Origin of the sequence: Sodalis sp. RH21, assembly GCF_047324175.1 — a bacterium.
Lineage (GTDB): Bacteria > Pseudomonadota > Gammaproteobacteria > Enterobacterales > Enterobacteriaceae > Acerihabitans.
The window spans coordinates 1072491-1087984 of the sequence record NZ_CP178732.1 but is presented as its reverse complement, the minus strand read 5'-3'; the positions used below and the strand labels follow the sequence as shown (position 1 = coordinate 1087984).

Genomic DNA, 15494 nt, shown 5'->3' with positions numbered 1-15494 from the left:
GTGCTTATTATGGGGATGAATAGCGGGGATTCAAGGGATGTCGCATAATGTAACCTGCAAAACATGGCGAGGAAAAGCAAACACATGAACACACCCTTTCAAAGCATCGGCATTGTCGGCCATCCGCGCCATCCCAATGCCTTAGCCACGCATGAAATGCTGTATCACTGGCTACTTGCGAAAGGTCATAATGTCATCATGGAGCATCAAATTGCCCGCGATCTCAACTTAGAGGGCGCCGCAACCGGCAGCCTGGCGGATATCGGCCAGCAGGCGGACCTGGCGGTGGTGGTGGGCGGCGACGGCAATATGCTGGGCGCGGCGCGCATTCTGGCGCGGTATGATATCAAGGTGATCGGGGTTAACCGCGGCAATCTGGGCTTCCTCACCGATCTCGACCCTGATTCCGCCTTGCAGCAATTATCCGAAGTGCTGGCGGGCAATTATCGCTGCGAACAGCGCTTTTTGCTGGAAGCGCAGGTGTGCCGCGGCAATGAATGCGGACGGCTGAGCACCGCCATCAACGAAGTCGTGCTCCATCCCGGCAAGGTGGCGCATATGATCGAGTTCGAAGTCTATATCGACGACAGTTTTGCTTTCTCACAGCGTTCCGACGGCCTGATTATCGCCACGCCCACCGGCTCCACCGCCTATTCGCTTTCCGCCGGCGGCCCCATTCTGACCCCGACCCTCGACGCCATCGCCCTGGTGCCGATGTTTCCGCATACCCTGTCGTCCAGGCCGCTGGTCATCAACGGCAGCAGCACCATCCGGCTGAAATTTTCCAACGTCGGCAACGAGCTGGAAATCAGCTGCGATAGCCAAATCGCGCTGCCGATCCAGGAGGGAGAGGAAATTTTTATCCGGCGCAGCGAGTATCACCTGGATCTGGTCCATCCCCATGATTACAACTATTTTAATACGCTGAGCACCAAGCTGGGCTGGTCAAAAAAATTATTCTGAAATTCGGCAAAGGTTGCTTTACTGTATAAAAAACCAGTTTATACTGTGTTTAACCACAGCTGTGTTTTTATATACAGGAAAAAATCATGCTGGCTCAGCTTACCATTGCCAATTTTGCGATCGTACGGGAGTTAACGATTGATTTTCAATCGGGAATGAGCGTTATCACCGGTGAGACCGGGGCGGGCAAATCCATAGCCATCGATGCGCTTGGCCTTTGCCTCGGCAGCCGTTCCGATGCCAGCATGGTGCGCCCGGGAGCGCCCAGGGCCGATATCTGCGCGCGGTTCGCCCTGGGCGACGCGCCATTGGCCGCCCGATGGCTGGCGGACAACGAGCTGGATAACGGCGATGAATGCCTGCTGCGCCGCGTGGTGGGCCATGACGGGCGCTCGCGCGGCTTTATCAACGGCACCTCGGTGCCCTTGTCCCAATTGCGCGAGCTGGGGCATCATCTGATTCAAATCCACGGCCAGCACGCCCACCAGTTGCTGCTGCGCCCGGAATATCAAAAACAGCTGCTCGACGCCTACGCCGACGAAAAAGACCTGCGGCTCGCCATGGCGGGCGCTTACCGGCAGTGGCACCAGGGCTGCCTGGATCTGGCGTCGTTCCGCCAGCACGCCGCCGAGCGGGAAGCCAGGCGCGAGCTGCTGCAATATCAATTAAAAGAGCTGAATGAATTTGTCCCCGTCGCCGACGAGTTCGAGCAGATCGACCAGGAATATAAACGCCTGGCCAACAGCGGGCAACTGATCGCCAGCACCCGGCAAGCCCTGGAGCTATTAAGCGAGAACGAAGATCGCAATATGCTCAGCGAGCTGCACGCCGTCAAACAGCGCGTAACCGAGCTGATCGGCATGGACGGTTCCCTTTCCCCGGTGCTGGATTTATTGGAAGAGGCGTCCATACAGCTTACCGAGGCCAGCGACGAACTGCGCCATTATAGCGATCGGCTGGATCTGGACCCGCAGCGGTTATCCGAACTGGAACTGCGGCTGTCGCGCCAAATAAGCCTGGCGCGCAAGCATCACGTAAAACCCGAGGAACTGCCGCAGTTCTATCAGCAATTGCTCGGCGAGCAGCAATTGACGGCCCAGTACGACACCGACGCCGCAGCGCTGGTGCAAGCGGTGGAGCAATATCACCGCCAGGCCCTGCAGATCGCCCGGCAGTTGCACCAGCGGCGCGAGGAGCACGCCGCCGAATTATCCGCCCTCATTACCCGCAGCATCCGCGAACTCTCCCTGCCCCACGGCAGGCTGGAGATCGTCGCCCACTTCACCGCCGAACAGCTCAGCGCCGAAGGGGCGGACCGTATTGAATTCCTGGTGACCACCAACCCCGGCCAGCCGCTCCAGCCGTTGGCGAAAGTGGCCTCGGGGGGCGAGCTGTCCCGTATCGGGCTGGCCATCCAGGTCATTACCGCCCGCAAGATGGATACGCCGGCGCTGATTTTTGACGAAGTGGATGTGGGCATCAGTGGCCCGACCGCCGCGATTGTGGGTAAAATGCTCCGTCAGTTGGGCGAGTCCACCCAAGTGATGTGCGTCACTCACTTACCGCAGGTTGCCGGTTCGGGCCATCATCACTTTTTTGTCAGCAAAAATACCGATGGCAACGAGACCGAAACGCAGATGATCGCATTGGACAAAAAAGCCCGCTTGCAGGAGCTGGCGCGGCTGCTGGGCGGAAGCGAGGTCACCAAAAACACGCTGGCAAATGCAAAAGAACTGCTCGCAGCTTAGAAAAGCCCAACTTTTTTACGTTCCCGCGGTCATAGATGGGCCTTGTAGAGGTTCCCAATGTCGGCAAGGTCTATTATCATCGGCATCCTATGCCCAAAAGGAATGTGATTATTATGAGCTGTAAGACGTTGACCGCTGCTGCCGTCGTTCTTCTGATGTTAACTGCCGGTTGCTCCACGCTGGAAAGACTGGTCTATCGCCCCGACATCAATCAGGGGAATTATCTGACAGCAAATGACGTGGCCAAGCTTCATACCGGCATGACTAAACAGCAAGTAGCTTATACGTTAGGCACGCCGATGATGCGTGACCCCTTTGGCACCAGCACCTGGTTTTACGTATTCCGTCGCCAGCCGGGCCATGAGGCGGTAACGCAGCAAACCATTACCCTGACCTTTAACGACGCGGATATTCTGACCAACATCGACCGGCGCGACGCCCTGAATGCTCCCCGTTCGTAACCAGGCTTACCGCGCGGCATAAAGTATCCTCGCTGAGCACGACCAGCCCCGCCTGACCGGTTTACGGTGCGGGCGAGCTGGCATGCTGATTGATGATATCGATAGGCGATGATATTGGATAATATTGACAGGAAAGGCGCGGCTCGCATGTCATGCCAGTAAAAAATGCGGGAAAAGTGCGGGAAAGGCAAAAAAACAGGCTATTTTTTGGTACGCTCCGCCCGCTGGCGGCGAAGATCTTTCGGATCGATGAGCAGCGGCCGGTAGATTTCCACCCGATCGCCATCGTTGACAAGGTCATTTAAGCGGGCCGGCCGGCTGAAAACGCCGACCTTGTTTTTCGCCAGGTCGATATCATGGCGCTGGCTCAAGATCCCCGAGGCCTGGATGGCCTGCTCCAAGGTGCTGCCTGCCGCCAATACCACTTTATGCAGGTACTGCCGTTCCGGCAGCGCATACACCACTTCGACGTGTATCTCCGCACCCGATGCCTGATTATCAGACACGGTAGACCTCTTTGGCACGCTGGGTGAAGGCTTGCACCATGCTGTTGGCCATCTCTTTAAAGATGGGGCCGAACGCCAGTTCGATGAGCTTGCTTTTGAATTCGAAACTCATTTCAAACTCCACCTTGCAGGCTTCCGGACTCAGGGTGGTAAAGCGCCAATCGCCGGCAAATGAACGAAACGGCCCTTCCACCAGGCGCATCACGATACTTTGATTGTCGGTGATAACGTTGCGGGTTCTGAAGGTTTTGCTGATCCCCGCCTTGGACACATCCATTTCAGCGGTCAGTTCGTTACCTTCTTTACCCAGCACACGGCTACCGGTACATCCGGGAATAAATTCCGGATAGGCACGGATATCATTGACTAAAGCAAACATTTGCTCCGCGCTGTAGGGCACCAGCGCGGAACGACTGATATGAGGCATAAGGGTTCCTGTCATGACTAATACATTCTAATATTATCATTTATCTGGCATGAGACAAAAAACTGTTCACGCCCGATTGTCTTAAAAAGGATGAAAACCCCATGACAGCGCCACTAAAGCATTTTATTCCCGCCATAAAACTGTATAATATTTAGTATCATGACAAAAAAAGCATATAAACCCGGTTCAGCCACCATTGCGCAAAACAAACGCGCCCGACATGAATATTTCATCGAGGAGGAGTTCGAAGCAGGACTCGCGTTGCAGGGATGGGAAGTCAAATCACTACGTGCTGGCAAGGCCAACATCAGTGACAGCTATGTGTTGCTAAAAGATGGCGAAGCCTTCCTGTTTGGCGCCACCTTTCAGCCATTGATGGCGGCATCGTCGCATGTGGTCTGCGACCCCATGCGCACACGTAAACTGCTGCTTAACAAGCGCGAAATCAATTCCCTGTTTGGCCGGGTCAACCGCGAAGGCTACACCGTGGTAGCCCTGTCGCTCTACTGGAAAAACGCCTGGACCAAAGTCAAGATTGGCGTAGCCAAGGGTAAAAAAGATTTCGACAAGCGCGACGATATCAAAACGCGCGAATGGCAGGTGGATAAAGCACGGATTATGAAACACGCCAACCGTTAACGTTTGCCGCGCCATCCTAATTTTGCTATAATGAAATTAACAACTTGGGGCTGATTCTGGATTCGACGGGATTTGTGAAACCCAAGGTGCATGCCGAGGTGAGGTAGGCCTCGTTAAACAGCCTCAAAAAAAATAATTGCAAACGACTCGCAATACGAACCCGCTGCTTTAGCAGCTTAATTAGTCTAAACAACTAATGGTTCCCTCTCTCCCTAGCCTCCGCTCTTAGGACGGGGATCAAGAGAGGTCAAACCCAAAAGAGCTCGCGTGGAGATCCTGCCTGGGGTCAAAGCGCTAAAACTAATCAGGCTAGTTTGTCAGTGGCGTGTCCATCCGCAGCTGGCTGGCGAATGTAATGATAGGACTAAGCATGTAGTGCCGAGGACGTAATAATTCCGGACGGGGGTTCAAATCCCCCCAGCTCCACCAAATTCTGTTCTATAGAACGTCAAGTAAGTCCAAGAAGCCCGCATGGCGCAAGCCCTGCGGGCTTTTTTACGTCTGTGGAATGCTTTGGCGATCTTGTAGCTTCCACAACTTTCAGGTACCTTTTTAGGTACCTGAAAGGCAGGTACCCATCCGATGGGTACCTAAATGATGGAGGTACCAATGGCACGGTTAACAAAACCCCTCACCGATACGGAGACCAAAGCCGCCAAACCACAGGCGGCGGATTACACACTGCATGACGGCGACGGTCTGCAACTGCTAATCAAAAGCAGCGGCAGGAAAGTCTGGCAGATGCGCTACTACCGGCCTTTAACCAAAAAACGCGCAAAACTGACTTTTGGGCCTTATCCCGAAGTCACTCTGGCCGACGCCCGGCAACGCCGTACAGCGGCCCGCGCTCTGCTGGTAAAAGATATTGACCCTTATGAACACCAGCTTTCATTGCGCAAGCAAGCGCTGGAAACCCAATCCAACACCTTTAAGGTCGTTGCCGAGCGCTGGCTACAGTTAAAAAAGAGCAGCGTCACCGCCGACTATGCCTCAGATATTTGGCGCTCCCTCGAAAAGGATATCTTTCCCGCCATCGGCGATATCAGCATTACGGACATTAAAGCGCGCACGCTGGTACAGGCTATCCAGCCGGTGCAGGCCAGAGGCGCGCTGGAAACGGTAAGACGGTTATGCCAGCGGATTAACGAGGTGATGATCTATGCGATGAACGTTGGTCTGATCGATGCAGCGCCCAGCGTCAATATCGGCAAGGCATTCGAGAAACCGCAGAAAAAACACATGCCCAGCATTCGCCCGGATCAACTGCCGCAACTGATGCAAACGATGCGGCTGGCGCATATCGAGTTACCGACCCGCTGTCTGTTTATGTGGCAGCTTCTCACCCTCACCCGCCCTGTCGAAGCCGCTGAGACGCGCTGGCAAGAGATCGATCTGGATGCTAAAGAATGGCGCATTCCGGCCGAACGCATGAAAATAAAGTGGGTACATATCGTTCCGCTGTCAGAACAGGCGCTGGCTATTCTGGCGCTAATGAAGCCCTTAAGCAGCCACCGGGAATATGTTTTCCCCAGCCGCATTAAGCCGTTACAGCCAATGAATAGCCAGACGGTCAACGCCGCGCTAAAACGCGCCGGATTAGGCGGCATTTTGGTATCACACGGCATGCGCTCCATTGCCAGCACCGCGCTCAATGAGCAAGGCTTTCCGCCCGATGTCATCGAAGCCGCCCTCGCCCATGTGGATAAAAATGAAGTACGCCGAGCCTATAACCGCAGCGACTATCTGGAACAACGTCGCCCCATGATGCAATGGTGGGCTGACTTTGTGAAAGCGGCGGACAACGGCAGCGTACTGGAAGGCGGAGTCCGGGGACTTAAGGCAATTGGGTGATTGTATGAAGCCGTGTTTTTTCTCCCGCCTCACACCATAAGCAAGTGATGGTGTGAGGCGGGAGACGCGTTATTTTTCGCTCATCGTCAATGGACAGGTACTCAACCCCGCGTCTTTAGTAGCTCTTAAGATAAAGTCACTTAGCGGATGCTAAAAAGGAAGAAATTAAAATATGCCTTAGTCAGAACAAACGATTTCATCGCCTCTGACGGGCATCAATATGGGTGACTTCGTATGATTGAACAAGACTGGCATCCGGCAGATATCATTGCTGGTTTAAGAAAGAAAGGCATAACGCTGGCTGCGGTTTCCAGAGAAGCGGGACTCGCTTCTTCCACTTTGGCAAATACACCGACGCGCCATTGGCCTAAAGGAGAACGCTTAATCGCCGAAGCCTTGCATAAACGCCCCGAAGAGATCTGGCCTTCGCGTTATAACAGCGGACAGCATCAACAATACAGAGATGGGACCTCGGATTAGCCACTAAAAATTTACAAAATTTTTTTCATACTGTCAGTGGATTTAGACGCTCCTTACTGGATTTCTATGGAATAGAAACCCAGTGAGGAGCCAACAAGCGCAGCGCGTTAGCCGCTTGATATACGGATTTTGGCGCAGTAAATTGTCAGTGTTACACCGCTGCTGCAAGCAGCACGCCCATGTTGCCACGACCTTCAAGGCAACGCGCAGGACCAACCTGTGTGGTCGACTCCCAACCCGCCCCGCTACCAGTTTGCGGGTGATCGCTGCGGCGATGGTAGCTACCTTATCTCAATGTCTTAGGGCTGCATCCTTTTTGCTCTTAGTGAAGCAACTGCTTTTTGCATACGCACTGATGCGTACAACAACCTTTATAGCTGATATAGCTGATATAGCTGATATAGCTGACGCAACCCTCTACGGCCTTTTGCTGCCTCAGCGAATGCATCCATGAGGCAGCGGCGTCACTTCATACGGCGCAAAGCCGTTGCAAGTGACGCCGCGAACGATCTCTGCGCCAGCCCTTACGCCACAGCGCTTTCTGGCGTGACCTGTCATCTGACGCACATCTCCTGCGTCAATTATCATCAACCCACTTATCAGAGGAGGACTGAACCGATACCTGAGGCAGGCTTTCAGCCTGAGGGGATTACCCTGCTGATGCAGGCGGTTGCACCGAGTGCATAACCGATATCCCCGTCATACCTCAACCGCTGCCGCTCCGGCGCGCAGGTATTGTTCAGTGCGACGCGATAAATCCGTGTCGTAAATCGCCGTGCGCCGGAGAACAGAGGTTATTGAGGATATGTCACGATTGAGCTGGGAGATGCAGACGCTGGCCCGTCAGGCTGGCGGCAGCCATAAGACGGTACATGACCGACTAAAGATTGCAGAGCGGCTTGCCAGTCACCTGCTGTCCTTGAATATTCAGATTCGCACGGTGCAGCATCTGAAAGCAAAACATATCGAATGCTATATCGCCGAACGGTTAGAACAGGGAATTACTTTGCGCACGCTGCATAATGAAATGGCGGCAGTGCGGGTGATACTGCGCACCGCCGGGCGAGCTAAGCTGGCGGATGCGGAACGGCTGAGCAACAAGACGTTAGGCCTAAGTGGGGCCAGCCGGGACGGCACGCGGAAAGCGATTACGCCGGAGCGCTATCAGGCGGCGCTGGCAACCCTGCAACAGAAAGACGCCGGTCTGGCGCTGACGTTGCAACTGGCTCGAATGATGGGCCTACGCTCACAAGAAGCGGTGCAGTGTTCGCAATCGCTCAAGACGTGGGCCACCGCGCTGGATCGAGGCGACGAACAACTGACGGTGGTGTAAGTATCCCGGCAAAGCGGACCATTCTCTTTCAGAGATCTTCAAGCAAGCGGATTAGTTTACCTTTAAAGCGAACTTTAGCTCCTCGCTCATGGCCGCCTGATGGAACTCTTGCGGGCAACTGAGTGCCAGAAGCAGGTATTACAAACAATATCGTATGTTAATCAATGGGGAGCAGGTCACTATGGCTATAAAACACATAATTCGATTCCTCGTTTGAAAATCTTTTTGCTACTCATTTCGCAAATAAGTCCCACAGCCTCCATTTTAACCAAGCAAACAAAATTTTTAGGCCCACACTTGGGCCCACAGAACAAAAGTTAAATCAGAAATAATCCCTATAATCAAAATAATAGGCAATAAATTCAACTCCCCCAGCCCGGACATGTCCGGCGAAGTCCTGAAAGCCCGCATCCCACCTAGGTTTGCGGGCTTTTTTGTATCTGTAGCAGTCCGAGCATATCCAGCTAAATCCAGCGTCTATTGGTATACGCAATGATGTATGCCAATAAACGTATACCAATTAATGGACGATCCCTGGCATGGCGAGGACTACACGCCCCCTCACCCACACCGAAGTACAAAAAGCCAAAGCCCTCGATAAAGACCTGACGCTGCATGATGGCGACGGTTTATTTTTGCTGGTAAAAACCACCGGCAAAAAAATATGGCGTTTTCGCTATCAGCGACCCGGCACCGCACAGCGCACCATGATTAGCCTAGGTGCATACCCTGCCCTGTCTTTGGCTAATGCCAGAGAAAACATAGGTGAAAAGCTGTCCCTTTTAGCCAAGGGCATTGATCCCCAGGCCAAAGCCGAGGATGGCGCCTAGCGCCAATAACCTGCCGTCGCTGGCGGCCTTGCTTAGGGCGCAATACCAGAAACCGATGAGCCTGACCGCTTTCGGTCTGGCGCTTTCGGGGATCTTACGGGAATACGGGTGCGCGCTGATAAAGCACAAAAGCAAAAACGATATCCAAACCAACCTTGAATTAAGCGACGATAGCGCTGCGGATTGGCTGCCGCAGTGCAACGCGGTTTAGCATCACTACGAACAAAAACCAACCGGCTTCGGCCGGTTTTTTCGTATCTGCTACAAGGGTAGTCACCCTGGGGTGATGAGTTTAGTGTTGCTGTTCATCAACTCATCACCACATAACAGTATGTTTTATATAAAAATAAATCAAAGGTGAACAGGGTGAACAGGGTGAACAGTTTTGCATAAAATCCTTTTTTTCGGCAGACTCGCATAACGCTGTTGCTGTCGTTTTGACTTAGTGCTAAATTTAGTATCAAATATCGTACTAAAAGGGACTCATTATGTCTGTACAACCTATCCTGGCTAATGCGTCGGTGAGTATCAGCGATTTTAAAAAGTCACCCAATGGCGCCCTGAAAGAGGCCCACGGCCAACCGGTGGCGGTGTTGACCAACGGCCATATCTCCGGTTACTACATTTCACCGGAAACATGGGAAGCCATGGTGGATTATCAGGAAGATATCGAACTCGGCAAGATCGCCCGTTCACGGATGAAAGGTAAGCGCGTTAAGGTCAAGCTGGATGATCTATGAGTTGGAGTTTGAAGAGCATGCCCTTAAGGAGTTTAAAAAGCTGGGCGCGCCGTTACGGGAGCAGTTCAAAAAGAAGTTAAAAGAGATTTTGGTCAATCCCCATATTCCCGCCAATCGGCTCAGCGGCATGCCTGATTGTTATAAAATCAAGCTCAGGTCTGCCGGGTATCGGTTGGTTTACCAGGCGATCGATGAAGAGGTGATTGTGCTGGTGCTGGCCGTGGGCAAGCGTGAACGCTCAGAAGTATATAACGCCGCTAAAGCCCGGCTCTAACCGGGTGGCGTGTGCGGGAATAACGGTTCAAAATCTGACCACATAATCCCATCACTTTCCCGCATTGGTATACGTTTAGGTATATCCTAAAATCTGAATTGGAATTAAATACATATATACCAATAAATTACACGAAAAATTCAGATTCCCCCAGCGCGGGCTTTTTTACGTTTGTGGAATGCTTTCCACAACTTTTAAGTACCAATGGTGGGCCGAATTTGTGTCGACCGCAGATAGCGGAAGCGAGATGAGCGAAGGAATAAAAGGGTTAAGCGTTTTATAACCGATCAGTCTAACGTTGATCGCTACTATTCATTTATCCGTTGCTCATTATTATGCGTCTAATCGGGAGTAAAATAAGGATTCCTGCGGTGTTATACCCCCTGGTTACAGTCGTTGCGGCTTACACAAACATAACGTTTTTGTTATGTTTTGAGCCATGAAATATACTATTGATTACTAGAGTGAAGACGTTCGATACGATATCGATCATTGGCCGTTGTCTTTGCGAACCAGGTATACCAGGCTTACCGAACGTATGACAGTATACGGTGGTAACCCCGGTGAGCCCCACACCAGCGCCTTCGGAAATGGACTTTTCGAACTTCGAGTAAAAGGTAACGACGGGATTGGACGTGTGTTCTTTTGCGCGGAAGTGGGAAAGCGAATTGTGATGCTGCATAGCTTTATCAAGAAAACCCAAAAAAGCCGCGCAAAGAACTCAGCATCGCTGAAGCCAGATTGAGAGAGGTAAAAAAATGAACGCTAAACGCATACCGCCAACCAAAACCCATGCCGAAATGGTCTCTGATTGGATGGGGCAACCGGAATTCAAGGCTGAATATGAAAAACTGGATGGGGAATTCGCCCTGCTTGATGAGCTGTAGGCCGCACGCAAAAAAGCCGACCTCACCCAAGCGCAAGTCGCTGAGCGAATGGGGACCAAAGCAACGGCTATTACACGGTTGGAAAGCGGTTTAGCCTCCGATACACAGGGACCGTATTATAACACGTTGAAAAAATATGCCGCGGCGGTAGGGAAAAAACTGCAAATCCGTTTTGTATAATTACGCTTAGGGATTAGCCGTTGCTCAATCTGATAATGTTCTATTGCAATGTGCGGTTAAATCTGGCCGTCGGCTAAGAGCGAGAAGCGGATGTAACTAGCATCCTGTTGCATTCATAAATAGGATGCAGTTCATTGACTGTAATTGATGAAGTTTATACTTCAGACAGCATTACACTATTGCTGCCTCTCAGTCAATTTCAAATCAACTGAAAATCCATCCGAATAGACATATTATCTTTAATATCTACGGTGCGATTTCTCAATTACCCCCAAGACTCCACCATTGTCTAAAATGACAAGGAATCTAGTTCTTCCCTTAAAATATTTCTCAATAGTCTTATATGGTTCATGGGATTCACAGAAAATCATATTGCTATTAAGGTTCAATTTCTTAATGAGATGGCTAACCTCATGAGATTTAAGGTCTATGAGAAGTTCTTCATTTTCGATATGCAACATTAAATATTTAGCTAAGTGCGCATGATTAACAACTGCATTTATTTTATTTTGAGGGTCAACGCATAGCGTGAAATTTGAGCATTGAATTTTACTGACACTGTCATCTAGGGATACTATTTGGAAATCGTTGTCACATTTTTCACCTATTAAAGTATGACCATCACCTTTAATGGAAGGTTTCATGCGCAAGCATTCGTTTACTGTAGAATAATGCTTTACCCAGTTACTAATATCATTAGACAACCATGACAAAATATCAATTATGACTACATGCATCTCGCTCAAATTTATTTTATGTATCGGTTCATAATGAGCTATGCGATTTCTAAACTCATTGATTTTCCTTACCACTTTCTCAAATTCTTTTCGGGTCAGGTTAACGTTGGGCAATAATATTCTCATATTAGTTTGCCAAACAAATCGGTCATATTCAGGTCTAAATAAATTTGACCAAAAATCGAAGGTTAAGGTGGCTATAATATCTTCTTTCTTGGGTTTTTTAGCTCTACTTATTCCACGATCAAGAGCATCCATACTTTCTGATGACAGACCTGATCTAAAAGCCTTATCTTGGTACCATTTTTCATCGAAATTTACACTAAAAATTTCATTTATCCTATTACGGAGTGTAATTTCGAGGATATGTAAAGGGTAAAGGAAAGCCTTCAATAGACGTGCATTGTATAGATACAGACTAAACGCATAATGTTTATCAAACCCCGCGTTTTTTAAATAAGGAGCAAAGCGAGCCTCTGATAGGTCTTTAATGATATTGGCTTCAAAGCCATTATAAAGGTAAGGTACTTGACTTTCAGCCATGAGGGTTTAGAATCCTTATCAGAGCAGTTGGTTTGGCCCCTCTGGTGGTAACACTAAGCGCATCCAACAATCTACTTAGATCCCCGAGACAGACTTAGGTCCCTCTCGGGGATTCGCTTTTATGGCAACTGAGTTTTTTCTACTCGTCTCCATCTATTGCAAATCATTATAGCAATCTTCCCCGCATGTGCTCAAATATAACGCGCTGAAAATCTTGGGTTGTTGTGATCCTCTGATAAATCTAACTAATGTATGATAACGCCCGCTTCACGCCCTGAGGTATTCGACAAGCTATTTATGGCTTCAGTAAGGGTGAATTTCGCTCTTCTAATGCCAGCAAATATTTCGCTTCGTCGTAGTGGGTTCTGGCCTTCCAGCAGCGGTAAATGGCGCGATGCCTGCATAGCCCTCCTCGCGGCGCAGCCAAAAGTCTTTTGCAAAAGCAGGTTCATGCGAACGTAGGGATCATTTACTTTATCCAAACTGTCGCCTAAGTCGCGTGCCTTGTTCTCGCTGGCGAAAAATCGCCGCTCGGGGATGCCCAGTTGCGTATTATCGGCGGGAATAACACCGGCATTGCCGACCTTCTCTGCCCACCACCGCAAATGCGCCAGGCGATTCTTGAGTGTACCAGCCGACAAACCTTCACCCTGCCAACGCTCCAGTAATACCGCGATATGCTTACTTTTAAGCGACATTGTCCGCATCTGCCGAAATCCCGCCTCGCGTAGCTGGCGGCTGACCAAGGTCAGTGACCGCATACGGTCGACTTGCATGGCATGGCTGCCGTCGCGATTACGCTGGCAAAGCTGGCGTAGCCTGTAGGTAGGATCATCCATCGATATCTCCTGTTATACCGCAGTGTTTTCTGCCCTGAGCAAAAAAAGGTGAGTGTTATTGCCAACTCGCTAAAGCGATATCCCCGAAGGACGTGGGCCAGGTGCTCAGAACACCTGTTGCCTCGAATGAGGCCATCCGATGCGTCTTGATGGTGCCGGGATCTTGTTTGCCCTACGGCTTTCGCGATCTTTTTGTTGATCGCAGAGTCGGGTAGGACCGGATTTGTCGAGGCGGGAGATTGGCAATAACGCCTGCCTGATCTATTATCTCAAGGAATGGAACAGATAGCCGCTTTACAGTTTTTCGTTCGCGTCGTTGAGAGTGGGAGCTTCTCCCAAGCTGCCCGCGAGCTTGGCGTCGGGCAACCGGCCGTCAGTAAGCAAGTCGCAGCCCTTGAGCGGCGGCTTGGCGCGCAGCTGCTTAATCGAACGTCGCGCGGGCTGCGTCCCACGCCGGTGGGTGCCGATTTTTATGAGGCCGCCGTTCGAATACTTGGCGACCTGAATGACGCTGAGAGCCGGGTTGCCTATGGCCACGAGCGACCAATCGGTGCCGTCCGGGTCGCGGTCCCGCCGATCCTGACCAGCATGATGATCGTGCCGAGGCTCCCGGACTTCTTCCTCCGCTTTCCAGACGTTACCATCGAATTTGTCGTTTCCGAGCGGTACGCCGATCTGGTGCAAGAGGGCCTCGACCTAGCCATCCGCGTCGGCCACCTCGATAGCTCCGGGCTGGTGGCACGCAGGATCGGAAATATGCAGTTTGCGACCGTCGCCAGCCCTGCGTATCTAGCGAGCCACGGCGTGCCGTTAAAGCCATCCGACCTCAATACGCACCAGCTGTTGGCAAATCGATATCTCGGCGCGATCAGCGACTGGCATTTTACAAACAGCGAGCGAGACATCGTAACCCCAACGGCTGGAAAGTTTAGCTGCAATAATCCTTCGGATATGCATGCTGCCGTTCTTGCAGACCTTGGAATCGTGCAGAGTGCGCGCGCCTTGTTTGAGGCGGAACTTCGCTCAGGTCGTGTGGTTGAGGTGTTGGCGGACTTCGTTGCCGACCCGCTCCCCATTCATGCGCTCTATAGCAGCACACGGATTGCCCATCGCGTACGGGTGGTGAGCGATTTCATCACGCAATGCTTGGACGAGCAGTTGAGTCTCCGGCTCCAGTAATTCCATGCCATTTGGGAATAGAAACTAGTCCTGCCTGCCACCTTCTGCATAGCCTTGGCGTCGAATAAGCTACGTGATGAACCGCTCGCGCATACTGCAAGAGCGGATAACGTAGCGGAGCAAGGTAATGCAAGAGAAGATGGTCGCCCTGGTCACCGGGGCCAATAAAGGGCTTGGAAAGCAGGTCGCCAAGGAATTGGTCGATCACGGTTACATCGTCCTCCTCGGATCGCGGGATTTGTCGAACGGTCAAAGGGCCGCCGAGGAGATTGGAGAAGGCGCTGTCGCCATCCAGCTCGATGTCACCGATGCGCTGAGCATAGCAAGCGCAGCGGAACGCGTTAAGGCCGAATTCGGCCGTCTCGATCTCTTGGTCAACAACGCTGCGATCGTCCAATCGGGCCGCTATGCGTCGGCGCAGGAAGTCCTGAGAGCGAGCGCGGCGAGCGTCGCGCCGTTGGACGAAGTTCGGGCGCTTTTCGAGACAAATGTCTTTGGCGTTCTCGCCGTGACGCAGGCAATGCTGCCGCTGATCCGATTGTCCTCCACAGGACGCATCCTAAACGTCTCGAGCGGGGTGGGTTCTCTGACGCTCAATTCCGACCCGAATTTTCCGTTCCGTCCCTATTTCGGTGTCACCTATCCCGCTTCCAAGACTGCACTCAACGCCATAACCCTGGCGCTCGCCATTGAACTTGAAGGCACCGGCATCAAGGTTCGTGCGGCCGGACCCAGCTACACGGCAACCGCCATCAACGATTTTCAGGGAACGGACAGCGTCGAGATCGGAGTCCGGCCGCTTCTTCTTGCGGCCCTGGACACGGAAAGCCCGACCGGGAGTTTCACTGGCCCCGATGGAGCGTATCCCTGGTGAGCG

Annotated in this window: 16 protein-coding genes, 1 other RNA gene and 4 pseudogenes; 17 read left to right on the top strand and 4 right to left on the bottom strand. The window is 51.8% G+C overall.

What is annotated here, in order from left to right; translation table 11 throughout:
* The first annotated feature begins 84 nt into the window (after nucleotides 1-84).
* The 3 genes from nadK to bamE all read left to right on the top strand — a co-directional run bounded on the left by nadK (nucleotide 85) and on the right by bamE (nucleotide 3172).
* A complete protein-coding gene (nadK, locus tag ACL2XP_RS05035; protein ID WP_413737460.1) occupies nucleotides 85-963 on the top strand; it encodes an NAD(+) kinase in 879 nt (292 codons plus the stop codon).
* Between the two features lie 86 nt (nucleotides 964-1049).
* Nucleotides 1050-2711, top strand: coding sequence for a DNA repair protein RecN (recN, locus tag ACL2XP_RS05030; protein WP_413737459.1), 1662 nt, complete (start codon nucleotides 1050-1052; stop codon nucleotides 2709-2711).
* A gap of 113 nt (nucleotides 2712-2824) precedes the next feature.
* On the top strand, nucleotides 2825-3172 hold the full coding sequence (gene bamE, locus ACL2XP_RS05025; protein WP_413737458.1) for an outer membrane protein assembly factor BamE: 348 nt from the start codon (nucleotides 2825-2827) through the stop codon (nucleotides 3170-3172).
* Nucleotides 3173-3372: 200 nt separating this feature from the next.
* Here the strand turns inward: bamE and ACL2XP_RS05020 are convergent, their stop codons facing one another.
* On the bottom strand, nucleotides 3373-3678 hold the full coding sequence (locus ACL2XP_RS05020; protein ID WP_413737457.1) for an RnfH family protein: 306 nt from the start codon (nucleotides 3676-3678) through the stop codon (nucleotides 3373-3375).
* Nucleotides 3671-4105 carry an SRPBCC family protein gene (locus tag ACL2XP_RS05015; protein ID WP_413737456.1) on the bottom strand — a complete coding sequence of 145 codons (435 nt, stop codon included), beginning with the start codon at nucleotides 4103-4105 and terminating at the stop codon, nucleotides 3671-3673. The genes ACL2XP_RS05020 and ACL2XP_RS05015 overlap by 8 nt, the downstream gene beginning before the upstream one ends.
* 156 nt (nucleotides 4106-4261) lie before the next feature.
* On the opposite strand from ACL2XP_RS05015, the gene smpB reads away from it, so the two are divergent.
* The 12 genes and pseudogenes from smpB to ACL2XP_RS04955 all read left to right on the top strand — a co-directional run.
* Nucleotides 4262-4744, top strand: a complete 483-nt coding sequence (gene smpB / locus ACL2XP_RS05010) for an SsrA-binding protein SmpB (RefSeq protein WP_413739085.1) — start codon at nucleotides 4262-4264, stop codon at nucleotides 4742-4744.
* Nucleotides 4745-4790: 46 nt separating this feature from the next.
* Nucleotides 4791-5173, top strand: a transfer-messenger RNA (tmRNA) gene (gene ssrA, locus ACL2XP_RS05005).
* 180 nt (nucleotides 5174-5353) lie between these two features.
* Nucleotides 5354-6595, top strand: coding sequence for an integrase domain-containing protein (locus tag ACL2XP_RS05000; RefSeq protein WP_413737455.1), 1242 nt, complete (start codon nucleotides 5354-5356; stop codon nucleotides 6593-6595).
* Between the two features lie 234 nt (nucleotides 6596-6829).
* On the top strand, nucleotides 6830-7075 hold the full coding sequence (locus ACL2XP_RS04995) for a helix-turn-helix domain-containing protein (RefSeq protein ID WP_413737454.1): 246 nt from the start codon (nucleotides 6830-6832) through the stop codon (nucleotides 7073-7075).
* 805 nt (nucleotides 7076-7880) lie between these two features.
* A pseudogene (locus ACL2XP_RS04990) lies at nucleotides 7881-8405 on the top strand (phage integrase N-terminal domain-containing protein); the annotation flags it as partial.
* A 542-nt stretch (nucleotides 8406-8947) separates the two neighbouring features.
* A pseudogene (locus tag ACL2XP_RS04985) lies at nucleotides 8948-9235 on the top strand (integrase arm-type DNA-binding domain-containing protein); the annotation flags it as partial.
* Entirely contained in the window at nucleotides 9228-9449 is a 222-nt protein-coding gene (locus tag ACL2XP_RS04980; protein ID WP_413737453.1) for a hypothetical protein, read from the top strand. The pseudogene ACL2XP_RS04985 and the gene ACL2XP_RS04980, both read left to right, overlap by 8 nt.
* Before the next feature lie 277 nt (nucleotides 9450-9726).
* On the top strand, nucleotides 9727-9978 hold the full coding sequence (locus ACL2XP_RS04975; protein ID WP_413737452.1) for a prevent-host-death protein: 252 nt from the start codon (nucleotides 9727-9729) through the stop codon (nucleotides 9976-9978).
* Nucleotides 9968-10252 carry a type II toxin-antitoxin system RelE family toxin gene (locus tag ACL2XP_RS04970; RefSeq protein ID WP_413737451.1) on the top strand — a complete coding sequence of 95 codons (285 nt, stop codon included), beginning with the start codon at nucleotides 9968-9970 and terminating at the stop codon, nucleotides 10250-10252. The genes ACL2XP_RS04975 and ACL2XP_RS04970 overlap by 11 nt, the downstream gene beginning before the upstream one ends.
* Nucleotides 10253-10790: 538 nt before the next feature.
* Entirely contained in the window at nucleotides 10791-10997 is a 207-nt protein-coding gene (locus tag ACL2XP_RS04965) for a type II toxin-antitoxin system RelE/ParE family toxin (RefSeq protein ID WP_413737450.1), read from the top strand.
* Nucleotides 10998-11010: 13 nt separating this feature from the next.
* Nucleotides 11011-11139, top strand: coding sequence for a hypothetical protein (locus ACL2XP_RS04960; RefSeq protein ID WP_413737449.1), 129 nt, complete (start codon nucleotides 11011-11013; stop codon nucleotides 11137-11139).
* 12 nt (nucleotides 11140-11151) lie between these two features.
* A pseudogene (locus tag ACL2XP_RS04955) lies at nucleotides 11152-11319 on the top strand (helix-turn-helix domain-containing protein); the annotation flags it as partial.
* 239 nt (nucleotides 11320-11558) lie between these two features.
* Here ACL2XP_RS04955 and ACL2XP_RS04950 read toward each other — a convergent pair.
* Nucleotides 11559-12599 carry an Abi family protein gene (locus tag ACL2XP_RS04950; RefSeq protein WP_413737448.1) on the bottom strand — a complete coding sequence of 347 codons (1041 nt, stop codon included), beginning with the start codon at nucleotides 12597-12599 and terminating at the stop codon, nucleotides 11559-11561.
* Between the two features lie 596 nt (nucleotides 12600-13195).
* Nucleotides 13196-13438 (bottom strand): annotated as a pseudogene (locus tag ACL2XP_RS04945) (phage integrase N-terminal domain-containing protein); the annotation flags it as partial.
* A 276-nt stretch (nucleotides 13439-13714) separates the two neighbouring features.
* Between ACL2XP_RS04945 and ACL2XP_RS04940 the strand changes: the two are divergent.
* Together ACL2XP_RS04940 and ACL2XP_RS04935 are read left to right on the top strand one after the other, a co-directional pair.
* Nucleotides 13715-14617, top strand: coding sequence for a LysR family transcriptional regulator (locus ACL2XP_RS04940; protein WP_413737447.1), 903 nt, complete (start codon nucleotides 13715-13717; stop codon nucleotides 14615-14617).
* A 127-nt stretch (nucleotides 14618-14744) separates the two neighbouring features.
* Nucleotides 14745-15491, top strand: coding sequence for an SDR family NAD(P)-dependent oxidoreductase (locus tag ACL2XP_RS04935; protein WP_413737446.1), 747 nt, complete (start codon nucleotides 14745-14747; stop codon nucleotides 15489-15491).
* Nucleotides 15492-15494 lie beyond the last annotated feature (3 nt).